The following is a 17,783-nucleotide window of genomic DNA, read 5'->3' as shown; positions in this document are numbered from 1 at the left end:
GTGAATTTTCACATTATATTCTAAAATACAATATTAAAATTATCGCCATCATCATTATGCAATCTTCACAGCCATCTCAGCATCATCCTGCTGATGGAACATCAGTCCATCTGAAAAGAACAATGACTAAACGGCATTTAATTATGCTGTCCCTCGGTGGTGCCATTGGTACAGGGCTATTTCTTAGCTCAGGTCAAGTGATCTCTCAGGCAGGCCCGATCGGTGCCATTATTTCCTATATTATTGGTGGTCTAATCGCCTATATGGTGATGCTGTGCCTCGGTGAACTGGCTGTAAATAATCCTGTTACCGGTTCATTTGGTGCATTTGCGACTAAGAATATTGGACCAGGCACAGGTTATATGGTGTCCTGGATGTATTGGTTAGGATGGTCAGCGACCCTCGGTACGGAGTTTACCGCAGCCGCTTTACTGATGCAGGAATGGTTTCCAAGCACTTCTATTTGGCTATGGACACTCGTTTTTATTATTGCAGTATTGGTTTCCAATCTATCATCAACTCGTTTTTTTGCCGAATCTGAATTTTGGCTATCTTTTGTCAAAGTCAGTACTGTGCTGATCTTTATCCTGCTTGGACTTGCTGCTATTTTTGGATTCGTTGGTTTTGAAGGCTACACCTCTGCACCACTGTTCAGCAATTTGACTTCGCATGGTTGGTTTCCAAATGGTTTATTTCCAATTTTTGCCACTATGTTAATTGTTAATTTTGCATTTAATGGCACAGAAATGATTGGTATTGCCGCAGGTGAAACCGAAAATCCTGAAAAGAATGTACCTAAAGCAATTCATGCTGCAGTATGGCGTTTGATGATTTTCTTTGTCGGCACTATTATTGTCATTAGTGCTTTACTTCCCTACCAAGATGCGGGACTCAATGCCTCACATGGCAGCGGTTTAAGTAGCAGTCCATTTGTTTCTGTTTTTAACCTAATTGGTATTCCTTATGCAGAAGATATTATTCGTTTTGTAATTATCACGGCATTACTTTCTACAGCAAACTCAGGGCTTTATGCTGCATCACGCATGATGTGGGCACTCTCAGTTCAAAAACAATTACCCCGCGTGTTCTCTAAATTGACCAAATCAGGTACCCCTGTTATTGCTATTTTAGTAACCATGATTGGTGGTTTACCAGGATTACTCTCTGAACAATTTGGCGCAGATGTGATCTTTAAAAATCTACTGGGTGTTGCAGCATTCACCATGGTCATTGTGTGGATGAGTATTTGCTGGAGTCAATTTAATTTCCGACGTAAATGGTTGCGTGAAGGTCATACTCTTGCCGAATTGAAATTTAAAACACCATTATTCCCACTTGTGCCCATTCTCGGCTTTGTTGCCTGTACAGTTACGGGGTTAAGTATGGCTGCAGACCCTGAAATGCTTTCAGGTTTCATTGGTTGCTTAATCTTTATGGCAGCCTGTTATGCAAGTTACTATTGGTTATATCATCCTAAAAAATAATTTGAAGATTTATAAAGATCAAATACAGATACGTTAAAAACTGTGCGTAGAACGTCTATTAAATTATTCAGGGGTAAATATTTGCCCCTGTTTTCTATAAAAATTATGTTCTTTTTATCTTAATTTGCTATTTTTCATCCAATCGATTCACAATGCTATAAAAAATCCAATTTCTTGTTTGACAGCCCCATTAAATATCCATATTATAGCGCCATCTTCTAAACGTCCCTATCGTCTAGAGGCCTAGGACATCGCCCTTTCACGGCGGTAACCGGGGTTCGAATCCCCGTAGGGACGCCATATTCTGCTTTATCTTTATTATAAAAATCATCCTCAATTTTATTTCCATCATTTCTCAATTGCACTATTTCATAATATCACTACAATAACCCGCTTCACGTTGTTAACTTTCTTATTATGCAATCTCCACACTCTCAGCAGGATGCTGTACAGTCATCTTCCTCTGCACCGTTAAAACGTGCAATGAGTACTCGTCATTTGGTGATGATCTCACTCGGCGGTGCTATTGGTACAGGCTTGTTTTTAGGTTCTGGTGAAGTCATTGCTCAAACTGGTCCTGTTGGCGCAATCATTTCCTATATCCTTGGTGGCATCATTGCTTACATGGTCATGCTTTGTTTAGGTGAACTTGCGGTACACATGCCCGAATCAGGCTCTTTTGGTAGCTATGCCAACAAATACATTGGTCCAGGCACTGGCTATACAATCACTTGGCTCTATTGGCTCACTTGGGCTGCAACATTAGGCACAGAATTTACTGCTGCTGCACTACTCATGCAAGAATGGTTTCCTGATATTTCCATGTGGCTATGGACAATTATCTTTGCAGCGGTAGTCTTTGGCTTAAATATGAGCTCAACCCGATGGTTTGCCGAGTCTGAATTTTGGCTTGCATTGGTCAAGGTCATTACTGTCATTGCCTTTATCATTTTAGGCTTATTGGCTATTTTCGGTATCATCAATTATCAAGGTTATGAATCTGCACCACTCTTTAGCAACTTGACTGCTTCAGGTTGGTTTCCCAACGGCTTAATTCCTATTTTCACCACCATGCTGATTGTCAACTTTGCCTTTTCAGGAACTGAGCTAATTGGCGTTGCAGCAGGTGAAACCGAAGATCCTGCTAAAAATGTCCCTAAAGCCATCAACACAGCCATTTGGCGTTTATTGATTTTCTTTGTCGGTACAATCATCGTCATCAGTGCATTACTGCCACATAACATGGCAGGATTAGATGCTCACGGTGTTAGTAGCAGTCCTTTCGTGACCGTGTTTAACCATATTGGTATTCCGTATGCAGTAGATATTATTCGTTTTGTGATTATCACCGCACTTCTGTCTGCTGCCAACTCAGGGTTATTTGCAGCATCACGCATGATGTGGGCACTCTCCAATAAAAAACAATTACCTGCAGTATTTGCGAAAGTCAACAAGCGTGGTATTCCTTATGTTGCTGTAATGGTCACCATGATGGGTGCATTACCTGGGCTACTTTCAGAACAATTTTCACCTGAATTGATTTTCAAAAACTTACTGGGTGTTGCTGCATTTACCATGGTAATTGTATGGATGAGTATCTGTCTCAGCCAATTCAACTTCCGCCGCCAATGGTATAAAGAGGGACATACAACTACTGAGTTAGGTTTTGCCGCTCCACTGTTTCCAATAGTACCTATACTCGGTTTCTTCTTCTGTTTGATCACCTGTATCAGTATGGTATTTGATCCTGAAATGTGGGCAGGTTTCATCAGTTGTCTGATCTTTATTACGCTGTGCTATACTAGCTATGCTGTATTCTATAAAGCAAAAGATCAAAGCTAAGCCAATTGAAACACGCCATATTTTTCTTAAAAAGTGTAGCCCTTCGCTACACTTTTTTACATTCTGATACAGCATATTTTCAATAAAATCCTTAAATTAGAATCATCTATATAAGAATATTTAAGCATTACAATGAAAATTATTTTTATTCATGGTATGAATCAACAAACCTATAATGCTGAAAGCTTAAAACAACATTGGCTTGATATTTTTAAACTTGGTATTAATGAACTCCATCTCCCCGTAAAAATTGAAAACTTAGATATTGCGTTACCTTTTTATGCCGACTTAATCACTGAACACCAATTGAGCAACACTTTTGATTTAGATGCCTTCTTACCCAAATCTCTCTTAAAATCCCACTTACACAAGTGCGTACAAGCTCAACCAAGTGTCGTTACACCAACAACTCGTATTCCAATACTGCCCTACTTCACCCCAAATCAAAATTTAAAACTCTCTACACGCCTATATCTAGGCTCACAACTCGTAAAGGACAAAGCTTTAAAAGAATTTTCTTTAATTCTTAATAATTTCCCAAAATTACATGAAAGCTTAATTCATAAGTTTTTAATAGAAACCTATTTATATTTAGCAAATACTGAATTTATGAATGAAGTACATCAACGCATTTTAACCTGCTTAGAAAAAGGCGAAGAATATATTATTGTTTCACACTCACTAGGGACAGTCATTGCATACAATCTCCTGCAACAACTCAATGCTGAATATTGTATACAACGATTTATCACCCTAGGTTCACCACTTGCTTTTAAGGTGATTCAATCAAAATTGATGCAACCAATTACAAGACCAACAAGTTTAAATGGTGATTGGCATAATTTTTATTCACCCGATGATTTTTTAACAACATTCCCATTAATCAACGAACCTTTTAATTTTAATCCCGAAATTATTAACACTTCAATTTCAACTTTTGTAAATTCACCACATAAAATTACAGGCTATCTGCAACACCCTGCAGTCATTCAAAATATTTTAGAATTATTTTTAAACCCAACCCCCAAATAACGTTTTATTTTTAAACGATTATCTATTTTTTGCTACTTTTTTAAACATCTGAACGATATTTCCTATTTTGGCTCAGAAAAAGGTTTGACACATCCCCATATTCACCCTAATATACGCCCACCTCTGAAACGTCCCTATCGTCTAGAGGCCTAGGACATCGCCCTTTCACGGCGGTAACCGGGGTTCGAATCCCCGTAGGGACGCCAATTTAATTGGTATAAAAGTTTCAGATAGTGCCTCACTCTATTGTCCCTATCGTCTAGAGGCCTAGGACATCGCCCTTTCACGGCGGTAACCGGGGTTCGAATCCCCGTAGGGACGCCACATTCAGAATTGAAATTTACTTTTTAATTCAACAAAAAAGCCTGAGCATTGCGATTCAGGTTTTTTTATGTCTTATTGATTTATCTTTTATTCATTTACATGATCAACATGCAATTCTATCGACTTATATTTTCTATTTTTCTTATACAATATACTTTATGATCAAAACTAAATAACTTACAGAATAAAAATACAATGAAACTCAAGTTACATCACCACCCAAACTCTCGCTCACAACGTATCGTTTGGCTGCTTGAAGAATTACAACTTGATTATCAACTTGAAATCCATTCCACGCATACGAAAAATGAAAATGGACAACCGTTAAAATTTCCAACACTCCTGATACAAGATAATGATGCACAAAATCAACTTAGATTTACTGAAACGAGTGCAATTGCTGAATACTTATGTCAAAAACAACAGAAGCTCATTATCCATCCTAACCAACAAGACTATTGGAGCTTTTGTTTTTATCAACATTATGCTGATGCAAGCTTTATGCCCAGTCTTGCCCTCAAACAAGTATTTAGCCAAATAGCTCAGCAAACACCTTGGCTTGTTCGCTTTGTCAGTATTGCCTTTAAAGCTGCATTCAACAAGGGTTATTTAAATCCTAAAATTCAAACACAACTGCAAATACTCAATACATACTTAGAAAAAACCATGCCAAAAATCAAATTTGGCTCACAGGAGAAGATTTTACTTATGCAGATATTCTCTTATGGTTCCCACTACAAGCAAGTGCTTACGCCTCCCCAGACTTTGCACATTACCCTGCACTCGTAAATTATTTACAGCAAATAAAAAGCAGACCTGCCTTTCAAGCATCGCTACAAAAAGGACAATGGTCTGCTGATCTATTTCAAAATTACTGGAAAATTACATCAAAGTAATTTAAACAGCTTGGCAATCAAGCTTAAGCCGATTTACGAGAGTTCACACGCCCCTGAATCACTGCCTTCACATTATTTTTTGCATAACCTAAAAATACTTTAAATGGTGATAATTTTGGATTTGGCTTTTTACCTTCACCAATGGCTTTAAATTGTGCTGCATACCAAATAATTTCCATAATCGCCATTTTATCGACAAAAGAAATACCTGTTTTAATCTGTTCCACAGCATAACGCACATCTTGCCCTGCAATGAGACGATCTGTTAAATCCGTTTCTACAGCCAATGGTCGTGCAATACCAATAAACTCACACGCCCCACTATCCAAAGCAGCATTCATACCTACAACAGTACGGAAACCGCCTGTCACCATCAAATGGCACTTCACTTCTTTACGAATTTTTTCAGCAAAGTCGAGGAAATATGCTTCTCGAGCAATACTACTTTGCTTACGTTTTTCAGCTTTTGCACCTGCCATTGCAGGTGCTTCATAAGTACCACCTGAAATTTCAATGAGATCAATACCAGCAGTATCAATCGCTTTAAACACCTCAACGACTTCTGCTTCGGTAATACCACCACGTTGGAAATCGGCAGAGTTCAATTTCACTGAAATAATAAAATTATCTGAAGTTTCCGCACGGACTGCTTTATAGATTTCCAATAAAAAACGCATACGGTTTTCAATTGAACCACCCCATTGATCATTACGCTTATTCGTCAACGGTGATAAAAACTCACTAATCAAATAACCATGCGCACCATGCAATTGAATACCTTCAAAACCTGCTTTCTCACAAATCACCGCAGTCGTTGCAAAACGCTGAATAATGTCGAGAATTTCATCCTCACGCAACTCGCGAGGCGTGGCAAAGGTTGTTGCCAACAATGGACTGAAAGGCACAGCAGAAGGCGCAACTGTTTCTTTATTTAACCCTTTAGGACACTGGCGACCTGGATGTGACAATTGAATTAATTGCACCATGCCATATTTCTTACCGATATCTGCCCATTCTTTAAGCTTTACAAGATCACGCTCGGTTTCGATGACGACCACACCCGGCTCATTTTTAGCACGGTAGTCAACCATCACATTGCCTGTAATCGCACAACCTAAACCGCCTTTTGCCCATGCCTCATACAATCCCAAATGCAAATGGTTCGGTTGTCCTGCTTGGTTGGCAAGTGCCTCACTCATTGCACCTTTAATGATTCGGTTTTTGAATGTGGTATTTTTAATTTTTAAGGGTTCAGCAATTCGATTCATTATTCTGGCTTCCTTTTAGAGTTTTTACTCTACCTAATTTCGTACTGAGTTTAAAGTTGACAATACTGTTTGTCAAATTGAAAAGTGCAGTATTAATAGAGACTCGCTTTAATCAATCGTTGCGTATATTCATGTAAAGGCTTTTCAAATAACGATTCCGTGTCTTGAAACTCCACCACTTCTGCATCACGTAGTACCATGACTTTCTGACACAAGGCACGTACAACATGTAAATCATGGCTAATCAACAAATAACTCATTTGGTCTTGCAGTTGTAATTTTCTCAATAGACGAATCATTGAACCTTGCGTACTTTGATCCAATGCCGAGGTTGGCTCATCTAAAATAAGTAACTTCGGCTTTAAGACCAATGCCCGAGCCAATGCCACACGCTGTCTTTGCCCACCCGACAATTCACTGGGATAACGCAAACGAAATGCTGTTGAAAGCTCTACACGTTGCAAAACATCATCAATCTGCGCATCAACATCCTGCATTTTTGGATTACGTAATGCTAAACCTTCTGCAATTAACTGTTCCACATTCATGCGAGGATTTAAACTTGAAAATGGATCTTGAAACACAATTTGAAAATCGGCACGTAAAGGACGTAATTTACGCTCTTTAAGTTTATTCAAATCTTGATTGACTAAATAAATCTGACCTGAACTTTCAATCAAACGTGCTACAGCCAAGGCAAGTGATGATTTTCCTGCACCACTTTCACCCACAATGCCAACACTTTCACCTTGCTTTAGGCGTAAGTTGAGTGGCTCTACAGCAACCACATAATCTTTGATCCGATTGAGTAAACCTGTCTTTATTGGAAATCTAACCCCAACCTTTTCTAAAGTCAGGATACGTTCTGCATTTTCGGGTAACCCATTGGGTTGTCCATAATCATGATCAAGTAAGTGTTGTGTATAGTCCGATTTAGCATGCTGAAAAATGTCCCGAACTGAACCTTGTTCTTCAATAACACCTTGATGCATCACAATGACATGATTGGCATATCGATGAACAAGATTCAAATCATGGCTAATCAAAATCAATGCCATTTTTTTGTTCAACATCAACAATTGCAATAAATTCAATACATGTGCTTGTGAGGTTACATCTAAAGCCGTCGTCGGCTCATCTGCAATAATAATGTCAGGTTCAGTTGCCAATGCCGCCGCAATCATCACACGCTGACGCTCACCACCTGACAATTCATGCGGATAACGTTTCAATAGAAATCCAGCATCTTCAAGTCCAACATCTTGCAACAATGCAACTGACTTTTTGCGTGCCTGTTCTTGTGTTAAACCCGATAATATTAGTACTTCACCGACAATTTTCTCTACACGATGCAATGGATTGAGTGCTGTCATCGGCTCTTGAAAAATCATTGCAATTCTTTGACCGCGAAGTTGTCTAAGCTCAACATCATTCAGCTGTAAAACATCCTGGACTAGATCTTTATTTGAACTTTGACTTTGATTTAAATCTAGATTGTGATAATTAATCTTTCCCGAGGCTTTCAAGCCATTCGGCAATAAATTCAGCATCGCCAAAGCCGTTAATGATTTTCCTGAACCACTTTCTCCTACAATGGCTAATATTTCATTACTATGCAAATCAAAATTTAGGTTCTGTACCAACATTTGTTGTTGATATTGAATACTTAAATGCTCAACTGATAAGAGTTTTTCTTTGATTGGTTCAGCATTTGGTGTACTCACTTGATTTGTTTTAGTGTTGTCGTGGATCGAATGCATCTCGTGCTGCCTCTCCAATATAAATGAGTAAAGAAAGCACCAAAGCCAAAGTAAAAAATCCAGACAATGCTAGCCACGGTGCATTTAAATTATTTTTTCCTTGTAGCAATAACTCACCAATTGATGCTGAACCCGGTGGTAAGCCATAACCAAGAAAATCAAGCGCCGTTAGTGCTGTAATATTTGCAGTCAACATAAATGGAATTTGTGATAATGCCGAACTCATGGCGTTGGGTAAAATATGCCGAAACATAATCACGTGGTCACGTACACCGAGCGCTCGTGCTGCACGAACATAATCCAAATGACGTGCCCGTAAAAATTCGGCACGTACCAAACCAACTAAGGATGACCATCCGAAAAGCAACATAATCACAAAAAGCCAATACACGCTGGGGGTCAAAATACTCACCAAAACCATGACCATAAACAGTGTCGGCAAGCCACCCCAAACTTCAATAATACGCTGCCCAATCAGATCGACCCATCCTCCATAATAGCCTTGAATTGCACCGACACAGATTCCAATCAAAGAGGCAAGTAAGGTCAAACCTAAACCAAAGAGCAAAGACACACGCAAACCGTAGAGTAAACGCGCCAAAACATCTCGTCCTTGATCATCTGTACCGAGCCAATTTTGTGCTGATGGTGCAGAAGGTACAGGTACATCGAGTGCCAAATTAGGCGTTTGATCTGCGTATGGAATCAGTGGCCATATCATCCAACCTTTGGCTTCAACGAGTTGTTGTACAGCAGGATCTTTATAATCAGCTTCAGTTTCAAAAACCCCATCAAATGTTGTTTCAGGGTAAGCTTTAACAATCGGAAAATAATACTGCTGATCATATTTAATCAAAATCGGCTTATCATTAGCGATCCATTGCACAGCCAATGTGGCAATAAAAATCAACATAAATAGGTTAAAACAGCCAAAACCTAATTTATGCTGTCGAAATCTTTGAAATCGAGCGCTCATTAAAGGTGACATTATTTTGCACCCCAAAGATCAAAGCTAATGCGTGGATCAATAATTTGATACAGCACATCACCCACTAAACGAAGTAACAAACCAACCAGAGTAAAAATAAATAAAGTACCAAAAATGACTGGATAATCTCGTTGTTGAATCGCCTCAAAACCGAGCAAACCTATGCCATCAAGATTAAAAATAATTTCAATAAAAACATTGCCCATCAAAAAAATACCCACTAAAGCTTCGGGTAAACCTGCGATGACAACGAGCATTGCATTGCGAAAGACATGCCCATACAACACACGATTTTCAGACAAGCCTTTTGCGCGCGCAGACACCACATAAGGCTTATGCATTTCTTCTATAAATGAGTATTTGGTCAAATACGTTAAGCTAGCAAAACTACCCAACAACATCGTCAACAATGGTAAAGCCATATGCCAAAAGTAATCGGTAATTTTTCCAATCAAGCTTAGGGATGCAAAATTTTCAGAGGCTAAACCCTGTAGCGGAAACCATTGAAAATATGATCCACCTGCAAAAAATACAATCAGTAAGACCGCAAAGACAAAGACCGGCACTGCATAGCCCACTGCAAGCAGTAAAGATGTTGTACGATCAAATACCGTACCATGTAAGCGTGCTTTACGAATACCAAGTGGAATAGAAATCAGATAAATCAGCAAGGTACTCCACAGTCCAAGCGATATGGTCACAGGCATTTTCTCCATAATCAATGCCGTGACCGTTTTATCCTTAAAAAAACTCGTACCAAAATCAAAATGCATGTAGCCTTTTAACATCAGCCAAAAGCGTTCATGCATCGGTTTATCGAAGCCATATTGCGCTTCAATTTTAGCGATCATGTCATCACTTAACCCCTGCCCACCACGATAATGGCTATCACTGATACCACTCAAAGCACCTTGTTGTGCCATTCCTTGAAAATTTTCAGCCTGATGAACAGCTTGCTCCACAGGTCCACCAGGTGCAATTTGAATCACCACAAAATTAATCAATAATATTGCCAACAATGTCGGAATAATCAACAGTAGTCTTTTTAAAATATATTGACTCATAATGACCTACTTTGCATGGTTTCGTATCAAGACATCACCTGATGATAGATTCAACGTATAGCTGACTTAATTTATGGTTTACGCAGATAACGGCTCACTTTTTGAGCCTGCATCGCATCGACCCACCAATAATCAAGCCCAATAGACAGTCGCGCTTGCCGACTTGGTTGCTGATAGATATTCCAATACGCCAACCATGTCTTATCTTTTGCCCCAGTGAGAATTTGATAATAGCCCGAACGTAACAAACGATCGAGAATTTTAGTTTGAATAATCAATTGTTGCCGATTCGGTGCATCAATCACCTCTTGTATTGCTTGATCAATCACGGCGTTACGAATACCTGCATAATTGTAATTACCGACCTCATTTGCAGCATGACTACCCCACATCTGCATCTGTTCATTACCAGGCGTCAACGATTGTGGCATTTCATTCATGGTCATATCAAAATCGGCTTTACGTTTCCTTTCCAAATATTGAGGGACATCAACCTGACGAATACTGACTGAAATTCCTAACTTCTTCAAATTGCGTACAAATGGAATAACACTCTGTTGCGGTTTTTCAGGATCAAGTAAAAATTCGATACGAATGGGTTTATTTTTCAGGTCGAGTAATAATCCATTGTGATAACGATAACCTGCCTTAAGCAAAATCTGTCGAGCTTCAAGTAAGTTTTTACGGTTAAAACCACTTGCATCACTTACAGGCGCTTTCCATTCTGCAAGTACAGCCTGACGCTGTACAGGATTCAGGCGAGGCAAAATAGGTTTTAAAAATAACATTTCAGTAGGGCTAGGCGTACCTGTTGCTGCTAATTCACTATTTTGAAAATAACTTTGTAACCTTTGATATTGACCATAAAACAACGCCTTATTCATCCATTCAAAATCATAGGCATAACTGATTGCCTGACGAAAATGAATATCATTGAATGGACTGCGACGATTATTCATCACAAAAGTCTGCGTTGCGACAGGTTTGGCTGTTTTGATTGCTAATTTTTTTACCATGCCTGCTGTTACCGCAGGAAAGTTGTAGCCTGTGACCCACGTTCGTGTAAATAACTCTTCATGCAAAGTATATTGCCCCGATTTAAATCCCTCAAAGGCAACCTCGTTATTACGATAATACACATAAGTCAATGTATCAAAATTATAGCGACCCATATTGACCGGCAAAGTACGCCCCCAATAATTAGGGTTACGTTTATAGCGAATACTGCGCCCGGCATCAATACGATCTATCACATAAGGTCCTGAACCTAAAATCGGTTGCAAAGTCGCTTTACTAAAATCACGTTTTTTCCACTCTGCACTCGAATAAATTGGCAAAGTCGCAACAATCCGCGGCATTTCAACATTTTTATTATTTTTAAAAGTCATTTTCACTGTATATTTTGAGATGACTTCGGTTTTCACTAAGTCAGATAAATACATCTGCAAACCCAAATTCGATTTTTGCTGATATAAATCAAAAGTATACTTCACATCTTCAGCCGTCAATGCCATGCTATTACTAAAACGTGCTTGAGGATTTAAATGAAAAATAATGTCTTTAGGTTGATTAACATCAAAAGTTACACGCTCCGCTAATAGTGGGTACAAAACACCCGGTTCATCTAATGATGGATCCATCAAAGTATCAAATAAATAATTAACACCCTGCGTTTCAGTACCTCGCCCATTCATACTGTTTAAATTGTCAAAAGTTCCCTGACTCGCTCGGCTCAGTGCTCCACCTTTGGGCGCAGTCGCATTAGCATAAGGCATGACTTTAAGATGCGTATATTTCGGCTGCGTGTGCGTGGCAATATAAGGCATAGTCTGCACAGCTGACCATGTCAATGGACTTAATAGTGCAAGGAATATACCTAGCATATATTTAACATCCTGTTGCCTTAAACCACACATTTGCATCAACTGGGTTTCCTTTTCCTTATATAAACAAATACAGCGCATTTCAAATGCGCTGTATTTTGAGCTTTATTTCAGATGTTGTGAATAGATCATTCACTCAATTCGGAACTTTAATTACTGCGCCTAAACGTAAAGGTGAATTTGGCTTCAAATCATTCATTTCAGCCAAAGTACTCACATCCATATTATATTTTGAAGCAAGACGGATCAGTGAGTCACCACTACGAACTTTATATTCAGTCACCGTTTTTGGTACTAAAATTTGCTGTCCACGCTGTAACCCTGCTTTAGCATTCAGGTCATTCAACTGTGCAAGTTGTTGTACAGGTATTCCCGTACGACTCGCAATAGCATTCAGTGAATCTCCCGCTTTTACTGTATACGCTTCAGTATTTTTACCTGTAACTTTTGAACTACTTTTTGCATTGGTTATTACTTCCTCTTTGTCTTTAGCCACTGCGGATTTATTGGGTAATTCTCCATCAGTTTTAAGGCGTTGCCCAACCTGAATTTGAGCTGTGCGAGATAGACCATTTAAGTCAGCGAGAAAATTTAACTGTAAATGATACTTTTTCGCCACACTTGCAAGTGTATCACCCGATTTCACCACATAAATATCGCTCAGTTTTTCTTGCTTCGCTTTATCTTGTTTTGTGCTGTCTTGTGTCGTCTTATCTTGTGCAACTTTTTCCTGTTTCGCTACTGTTTTAGAATGACCATCATCATTCAATTTAAGCTTCTGCCCAACAAATAAACCCGCATTGGTATTGATATTATTCCAATCGGCAACTTGACTTACAGACAAATTATACTTTGCCGCTACCGCAATCAGACTATCACCCGACTGCACAGTATAACTGTCAGGCGTTACACTTCCTGCCGGAATTTTGAGTGTTTGACCCGCCATCAAACCTTTAGAGGTTGATAGATTATTTAAATCGGCAAGTTCAGATAATGTCATTTTAGACTGCATCGCAATACTTGAAAGCGTGTCACCACTTTGAACTTTATAACTTTCCGTTTTGAGCTGTGTGGTTTTATATTCGCTATCGGCTTTGACATCTTTAAACTTGGTCTGATCGACCACTTTAGATTCAAGTTTAGCTGTACTGTCTTTCGCGACCTCATTTAAAGGAACATTAATTTTTTGCCCAACCATCAAGCTACTGTTTGCAGATAGTCCCGATGTTAAGTCAGCAAGTTCTTGATTAGACAATGCATAACGATCTGCAATGAGTTTTAAATATTCACCACGTTGTACGGTGTAAGTTTTGGTCTTAATTTTAGCTGCTTGTTTAGTCGAATGTGTCTCATTTGTCTGAGCTTTTGTCGGCTCTGCTTTTTTAGCAGATGCAACAAGATTTAACTTCTGCCCAACCAATAAGTTACTTGTAACTGTCAAGTTATTCATATTGGCTAAATCAGAAACACTTAAGCCAAATTGCTCAGCAACGCCTGTCAGACTATCATTGGGTTTAACCACATAAGAGCTTAACTTCGGATCAACTTTTTTAATGACTTCCGAAGTATCTACTTGTGGTTTTGCATCATATAAATATAGCGTTGTTCCCACATACAGTGTTGTACTTGGATCGACTTGGTTCCATTTGGCAACATCACGCCAGTTCACACCATTTTTTAATGCAATAGTTGCTAAAGTATCTCCAGGTAAAACAATATAAGTACTGCGTTTTCCTTTTGGTGGTACGACAACTACATCACTATCTGTTTTAGTGAACGTTTTACCTTGATTTAGCTTCGCTTCTTCAGGTGTTACTACATTTGCTTCTGCTAAACCTTTCGGGTAAGCAAAACCAACTGTAACTTCCTGACCTTTTTGCTGTGCAACCGACTGACTTGTTTGAATTGCTGTGAGCTTAATTTTGCCATCAGCAGGATCAACGACTTCTGTACCTTGTGGTGCAAGTGCTGTCAGTTCACGTACCACCGCTTCTCTTTCAGCTTGAGTTGGCTGCGGTTCAAGAACTTGTTTAACAGACTCTTTCAAGCCTTCAGCTTTAACAGCTTCCTGAATTTGCTTTATTTCTTGACTTGAAATCGGTGGCTCAACTCTCACCGGTTGAATATTTTTAGCTTGCGTTACAGCAACAGGAATACGTGGCGCGCTCGGAATATCAGCATTAGATGCAAAATTTGCTAAAGCATTAGCACCCTGAGGGGTATTTTTTAATGTTGTAATGGCGTTTGTTGTTATTGGGTTGGTTGGGGCTGTTGTTGTCGCAGGGCGTGTCGTCACACTAGCTGTCGTCGATGAGTTCAATGACGGAGGTGTCATTTTTGAAGGCGTAATTGTTTGTGTCAATGTGTTTGATGACTGCGTGGTCGCTGTAGGTACAGACGTTGCCCACAATCCTCCTGATGATGCGGACAATGTACGTAATTTTGCATCGACTGAAGGATTAACATCAGCAGGAATTAAAATACGCATTGTGCTTGATGCATCGACCACTTCACCACGATGACCAGGATTTAATTGATACAACTCAGCACGGCTTAAACCAACACTCGCAGCAATCTGATTTAGGGATGATCCTGGTGCAACTGCTACTTCACGGAAATGCGGACGGTTAGCAATAGGTGGTAAACTCACCCCATAATTTGAGGGTGTTTTAATAATTTGTGCAACTGCCAAGAAACGTGGTACATAATTCATGGTTTCTTGCGGTAATTTTAAAGACCAATAATCAGTTGGCAAACCTGCCGCTTGATTTCGGTTAATCGCCTGTTGAATTCGTCCTGGTCCCGCATTATAAGCCGCAAGTGCCAGCTCCCATGAACCAAACTGATTGTATAAACTACCTAAAAACTCATAGGCTGCACGTGTTGATTCAACAACATCACGGCGACCATCATAAGCCGTATTTTGTTTTAAGCCGTAAATCTTTCCTGTACTGGGAATAAACTGCCACATCCCTGCAGCCGCTGCACTACTCGTTGCAGCTGGATCATATGAACTTTCAATGACTGGGAGTAATGCCAGCTCAGTCGGTAAACCACGACGCTCTGCTTCTTTTACCGTGTGATACAAATAACGACTCGCTCGTGCGCTTAAACGATCGATATAAGGCTGACGTGAAATAAACCAACTACGCTGTGCTTCAATACGAGAATCCCAACGATTTTCATCCATTTTAAAACCCACTGTCATGCGCTTCCACACATCACCATGTTTTAAAATCAAGAGACGATCACCCTCTACTGCACGCATATCGGTTGCAGAAAGTAAATCTTCAAGTGAATCTAAACTATTGGCATCCAACATTCCTAACTGTTTGGAAGATTGGACTTTGCCTGTATTTGGGGTTGAGGAACAACCTGTCGCTAAACCTAATGCTGCCAATGCAGACGTTAAAAGCGAAAATTTGAAAATATTTGGAGCAGAGGGCTGCCACACTGCTGTGGTTGGTTTAGACATACAGGATTCCGAACAACGCATAGTAAATTATTTTATAAAAGCCATTTTAATTGAGCACCCAATACAAACAAGGCACGAAGTGCATGCAATTTGCATATAAATGTTACAAGAAATTAAAAAAAACCGAGATCGGGCACTGAAATCGCCGATTTGCGTATACAATAAATTCTTCAACCCCGATGTTCAACTCTTAAATTTAATTCGTTGGTCCAAACTATGTCTGAAACAATTACGCTTTATGTCGATGGTGCATGTAAAGGCAATCCTGGCTTAGGGGGGTGGGGTGCGTATATCATTACTGAAACAGCAGAGCATAAATTGTGTGGTGGTGAAGTTGAAACTACCAATAATCGTATGGAGTTGACCGCAGCCATTGAAGGAATTGCATTTTGCCCGACCAACGCAAAACTCATCTTATGGACAGATTCTAACTATGTAAAACGTGGCATTACCGAATGGATTCAAGGTTGGAAAAAGAAAAATTGGAAAGATGTTAAAAATCCCGATCTTTGGAAAAAGTTAGACCAAACTTGCCAAGGTCGTGACATTGAATGGAATTGGATTAAAGGTCATGCAGGTCATCCAGGCAATGAAATGGCAGATCAATTGGCAAATTTAGGCGTAGAAAAAACCGTAGAACAAATGAAAAAAGGTGGTTTAACACAATCCATTTTACCAAGTACCTTAGTCTCAAGCATTGAAACTGTCCCATCTGAGCAAGCAAGTGTTGACGCTAAAAAAAAAGCTGAACAAGATTGGTTACTCGACGATCCCTTCGGCTTCGATTTGATGGAATCCGAACCTGAGGAAGAGTTATCCAATAATGATAATATAGAAATAGAAACACATACATCAATTGAATTTGATGGTGTTACGCATACCCATACGATGAATACTCACGCTGCGACAACAGAACACCCCTCATCAAGCATTCAACATAATATGACTGACATTCAACCAACAACGACAATAAAGAATATGACCGAGTTACATCCACAAATTGTGATTACCCCTGCGACAAAAAATTTACAAGGAACTCGCCAACTCATTTTAGATACGGAAACTACAGGTTTCTATTTTCAAGATACTGACCGTATTATTGAGGTCGGTGCAATTGAAATGATCAATCGCAAGCTGACAGGTAGTTCAATTCATATTTATATTAATCCTGGTAAAGAAGTCGGTGACTCTGAACGAATCCATGGTATTACGGATGAGTTTTTAACAGATAAACCAAAATATGATGAAATTGCACAAGGTTTATTTGACTATTTAAAAGGTGCAGAAATCATTGCGCATAACGCAACCTTCGATATGAACTTCCTTGACATGGAGTTTAAACGTAGTGGTTTTCAGGCGTTATCGGAGGTTTGTGAAGTCACAGACACTCTTGCGATGGCGAAAAGTAAACATCCGGGACAGAAAAACTCATTAGATGCTTTAGTGCGTCGTTATGAGATTCCACAACGTGATCGTACGTTCCATGGTGCATTACTCGATGCTGAAATTTTAGCTGACGTTTATCTTGCAATGACAGGTGGACAGGTTTTATTAGACATTGATGCCCTCTCATCAAATCAAAATAACATGGAGCTTCAAGGTGAACGTAGAAATATTGATGTTTCTCTTTCTGTCATTACACCATCAACTGAAGAGCTTGAAGCACATGAGAACTGGATCAAAGAATTCCAAGAAAAACAGCATGAACCTTGCCTTTTTGCCAAATAAAATTTATTTTAACTGTGTATTTCTTCTGTAAAAGCTACA

Annotated in this window: 11 protein-coding genes, 3 tRNA genes and 2 pseudogenes; 10 read left to right on the top strand and 6 right to left on the bottom strand. The window is 39.3% G+C overall.

From position 1 onward, the window contains the following. Positions 1 to 56 precede the first annotated feature (56 nt). The 8 genes from ACK1JC_RS06565 (at position 57) to ACK1JC_RS06530 (ending at position 5,578) form a co-directional block, all read left to right on the top strand. Positions 57 to 1,484: an amino acid permease gene (locus tag ACK1JC_RS06565; RefSeq protein ID WP_409511054.1), complete on the top strand. Its 1,428-nt coding sequence runs from the start codon at positions 57 to 59 to the stop codon at positions 1,482 to 1,484. A 224-nt stretch (positions 1,485 to 1,708) separates the two neighbouring features. Then, positions 1,709 to 1,784, top strand: a tRNA-Glu gene (locus ACK1JC_RS06560). A 117-nt stretch (positions 1,785 to 1,901) separates the two neighbouring features. Further along, a complete protein-coding gene (locus ACK1JC_RS06555) occupies positions 1,902 to 3,326 on the top strand; it encodes an amino acid permease (protein WP_409511053.1) in 1,425 nt (474 codons plus the stop codon). Positions 3,327 to 3,458: 132 nt separating this feature from the next. Beyond that, positions 3,459 to 4,358 (top strand): hypothetical protein, encoded by a 900-nt coding sequence (locus ACK1JC_RS06550; protein WP_409511052.1) that lies wholly within the window; start codon positions 3,459 to 3,461, stop codon positions 4,356 to 4,358. A 130-nt stretch (positions 4,359 to 4,488) separates the two neighbouring features. Next, positions 4,489 to 4,564, top strand: a tRNA-Glu gene (locus ACK1JC_RS06545). Positions 4,565 to 4,606: 42 nt separating this feature from the next. Then, positions 4,607 to 4,682, top strand: a tRNA-Glu gene (locus tag ACK1JC_RS06540). 195 nt (positions 4,683 to 4,877) lie between these two features. Next, positions 4,878 to 5,471 carry a glutathione S-transferase gene (locus ACK1JC_RS06535; protein WP_409511051.1) on the top strand — a complete coding sequence of 198 codons (594 nt, stop codon included), beginning with the start codon at positions 4,878 to 4,880 and terminating at the stop codon, positions 5,469 to 5,471. Further along, positions 5,399 to 5,578 carry a hypothetical protein gene (locus ACK1JC_RS06530; protein ID WP_409511084.1) on the top strand — a complete coding sequence of 60 codons (180 nt, stop codon included), beginning with the start codon at positions 5,399 to 5,401 and terminating at the stop codon, positions 5,576 to 5,578. Before ACK1JC_RS06535 ends, ACK1JC_RS06530 begins: the two co-directional genes overlap by 73 nt. Before the next feature lie 23 nt (positions 5,579 to 5,601). Here the strand turns inward: ACK1JC_RS06530 and ACK1JC_RS06525 are convergent, their stop codons facing one another. The 6 genes from ACK1JC_RS06525 to ACK1JC_RS06500 form a co-directional block, all read right to left on the bottom strand. Continuing rightward, a complete protein-coding gene (locus ACK1JC_RS06525; protein WP_409511050.1) occupies positions 5,602 to 6,846 on the bottom strand; it encodes an NADH:flavin oxidoreductase/NADH oxidase family protein in 1,245 nt (414 codons plus the stop codon). Positions 6,847 to 6,938: 92 nt separating this feature from the next. Continuing rightward, entirely contained in the window at positions 6,939 to 8,606 is a 1,668-nt protein-coding gene (locus ACK1JC_RS06520; RefSeq protein WP_409511049.1) for an ATP-binding cassette domain-containing protein, read from the bottom strand. Then, a complete protein-coding gene (locus ACK1JC_RS06515; RefSeq protein ID WP_409511048.1) occupies positions 8,581 to 9,594 on the bottom strand; it encodes an ABC transporter permease in 1,014 nt (337 codons plus the stop codon). The genes ACK1JC_RS06520 and ACK1JC_RS06515 overlap by 26 nt, the downstream gene beginning before the upstream one ends. Then, positions 9,594 to 10,658, bottom strand: a complete 1,065-nt coding sequence (locus ACK1JC_RS06510) for a microcin C ABC transporter permease YejB (RefSeq protein WP_409511047.1) — start codon at positions 10,656 to 10,658, stop codon at positions 9,594 to 9,596. The genes ACK1JC_RS06515 and ACK1JC_RS06510 overlap by 1 nt, the downstream gene beginning before the upstream one ends. Before the next feature lie 71 nt (positions 10,659 to 10,729). Beyond that, complete coding sequence (locus ACK1JC_RS06505; RefSeq protein WP_409511046.1) at positions 10,730 to 12,541, bottom strand: extracellular solute-binding protein; 1,812 nt, start codon at positions 12,539 to 12,541, stop codon at positions 10,730 to 10,732. A gap of 136 nt (positions 12,542 to 12,677) precedes the next feature. Beyond that, complete coding sequence (locus tag ACK1JC_RS06500) at positions 12,678 to 16,016, bottom strand: LysM peptidoglycan-binding domain-containing protein (RefSeq protein WP_409511045.1); 3,339 nt, start codon at positions 16,014 to 16,016, stop codon at positions 12,678 to 12,680. A gap of 216 nt (positions 16,017 to 16,232) precedes the next feature. On the opposite strand from ACK1JC_RS06500, the pseudogene rnhA reads away from it, so the two are divergent. Both rnhA and dnaQ read left to right on the top strand, forming a co-directional pair. Continuing rightward, positions 16,233 to 16,650, top strand: a pseudogene (gene rnhA, locus ACK1JC_RS06495) (ribonuclease HI); the annotation flags it as partial. Positions 16,651 to 17,006: 356 nt separating this feature from the next. After that, a pseudogene (gene dnaQ / locus ACK1JC_RS06490) lies at positions 17,007 to 17,744 on the top strand (DNA polymerase III subunit epsilon); the annotation flags it as partial. Positions 17,745 to 17,783: the final 39 nt, after the last annotated feature.

This window comes from Acinetobacter sp. TY2 (assembly GCF_046269225.1).
GTDB lineage: Bacteria > Pseudomonadota > Gammaproteobacteria > Pseudomonadales > Moraxellaceae > Acinetobacter.
Note: the sequence above shows the minus strand (reverse complement) of the source record. Positions and strands in the feature narration are given on the sequence as shown.

Bases quoted from the DNA above. Each gene is read 5' to 3' on its own strand.
- ACK1JC_RS06525 (WP_409511050.1), bottom strand. From the start codon at position 6,846: ATGAATCGAATTGCTGAACCCTTAAAAATTAAAAATACCACATTCAAA.
- ACK1JC_RS06505 (WP_409511046.1), bottom strand. From the start codon at position 12,541: ATGCTAGGTATATTCCTTGCACTATTAAGTCCATTGACATGGTCAGCT.
- ACK1JC_RS06555 (WP_409511053.1), top strand. From the start codon at position 1,902: ATGCAATCTCCACACTCTCAGCAGGATGCTGTACAGTCATCTTCCTCT.
- ACK1JC_RS06535 (WP_409511051.1), top strand. From the start codon at position 4,878: ATGAAACTCAAGTTACATCACCACCCAAACTCTCGCTCACAACGTATC.
- ACK1JC_RS06515 (WP_409511048.1), bottom strand. From the start codon at position 9,594: ATGTCACCTTTAATGAGCGCTCGATTTCAAAGATTTCGACAGCATAAA.
- ACK1JC_RS06500 (WP_409511045.1), bottom strand. From the start codon at position 16,016: ATGTCTAAACCAACCACAGCAGTGTGGCAGCCCTCTGCTCCAAATATT.
- ACK1JC_RS06550 (WP_409511052.1), top strand. From the start codon at position 3,459: ATGAAAATTATTTTTATTCATGGTATGAATCAACAAACCTATAATGCT.
- ACK1JC_RS06520 (WP_409511049.1), bottom strand. From the start codon at position 8,606: ATGCATTCGATCCACGACAACACTAAAACAAATCAAGTGAGTACACCA.
- ACK1JC_RS06510 (WP_409511047.1), bottom strand. From the start codon at position 10,658: ATGAGTCAATATATTTTAAAAAGACTACTGTTGATTATTCCGACATTG.
- ACK1JC_RS06565 (WP_409511054.1), top strand. From the start codon at position 57: ATGCAATCTTCACAGCCATCTCAGCATCATCCTGCTGATGGAACATCA.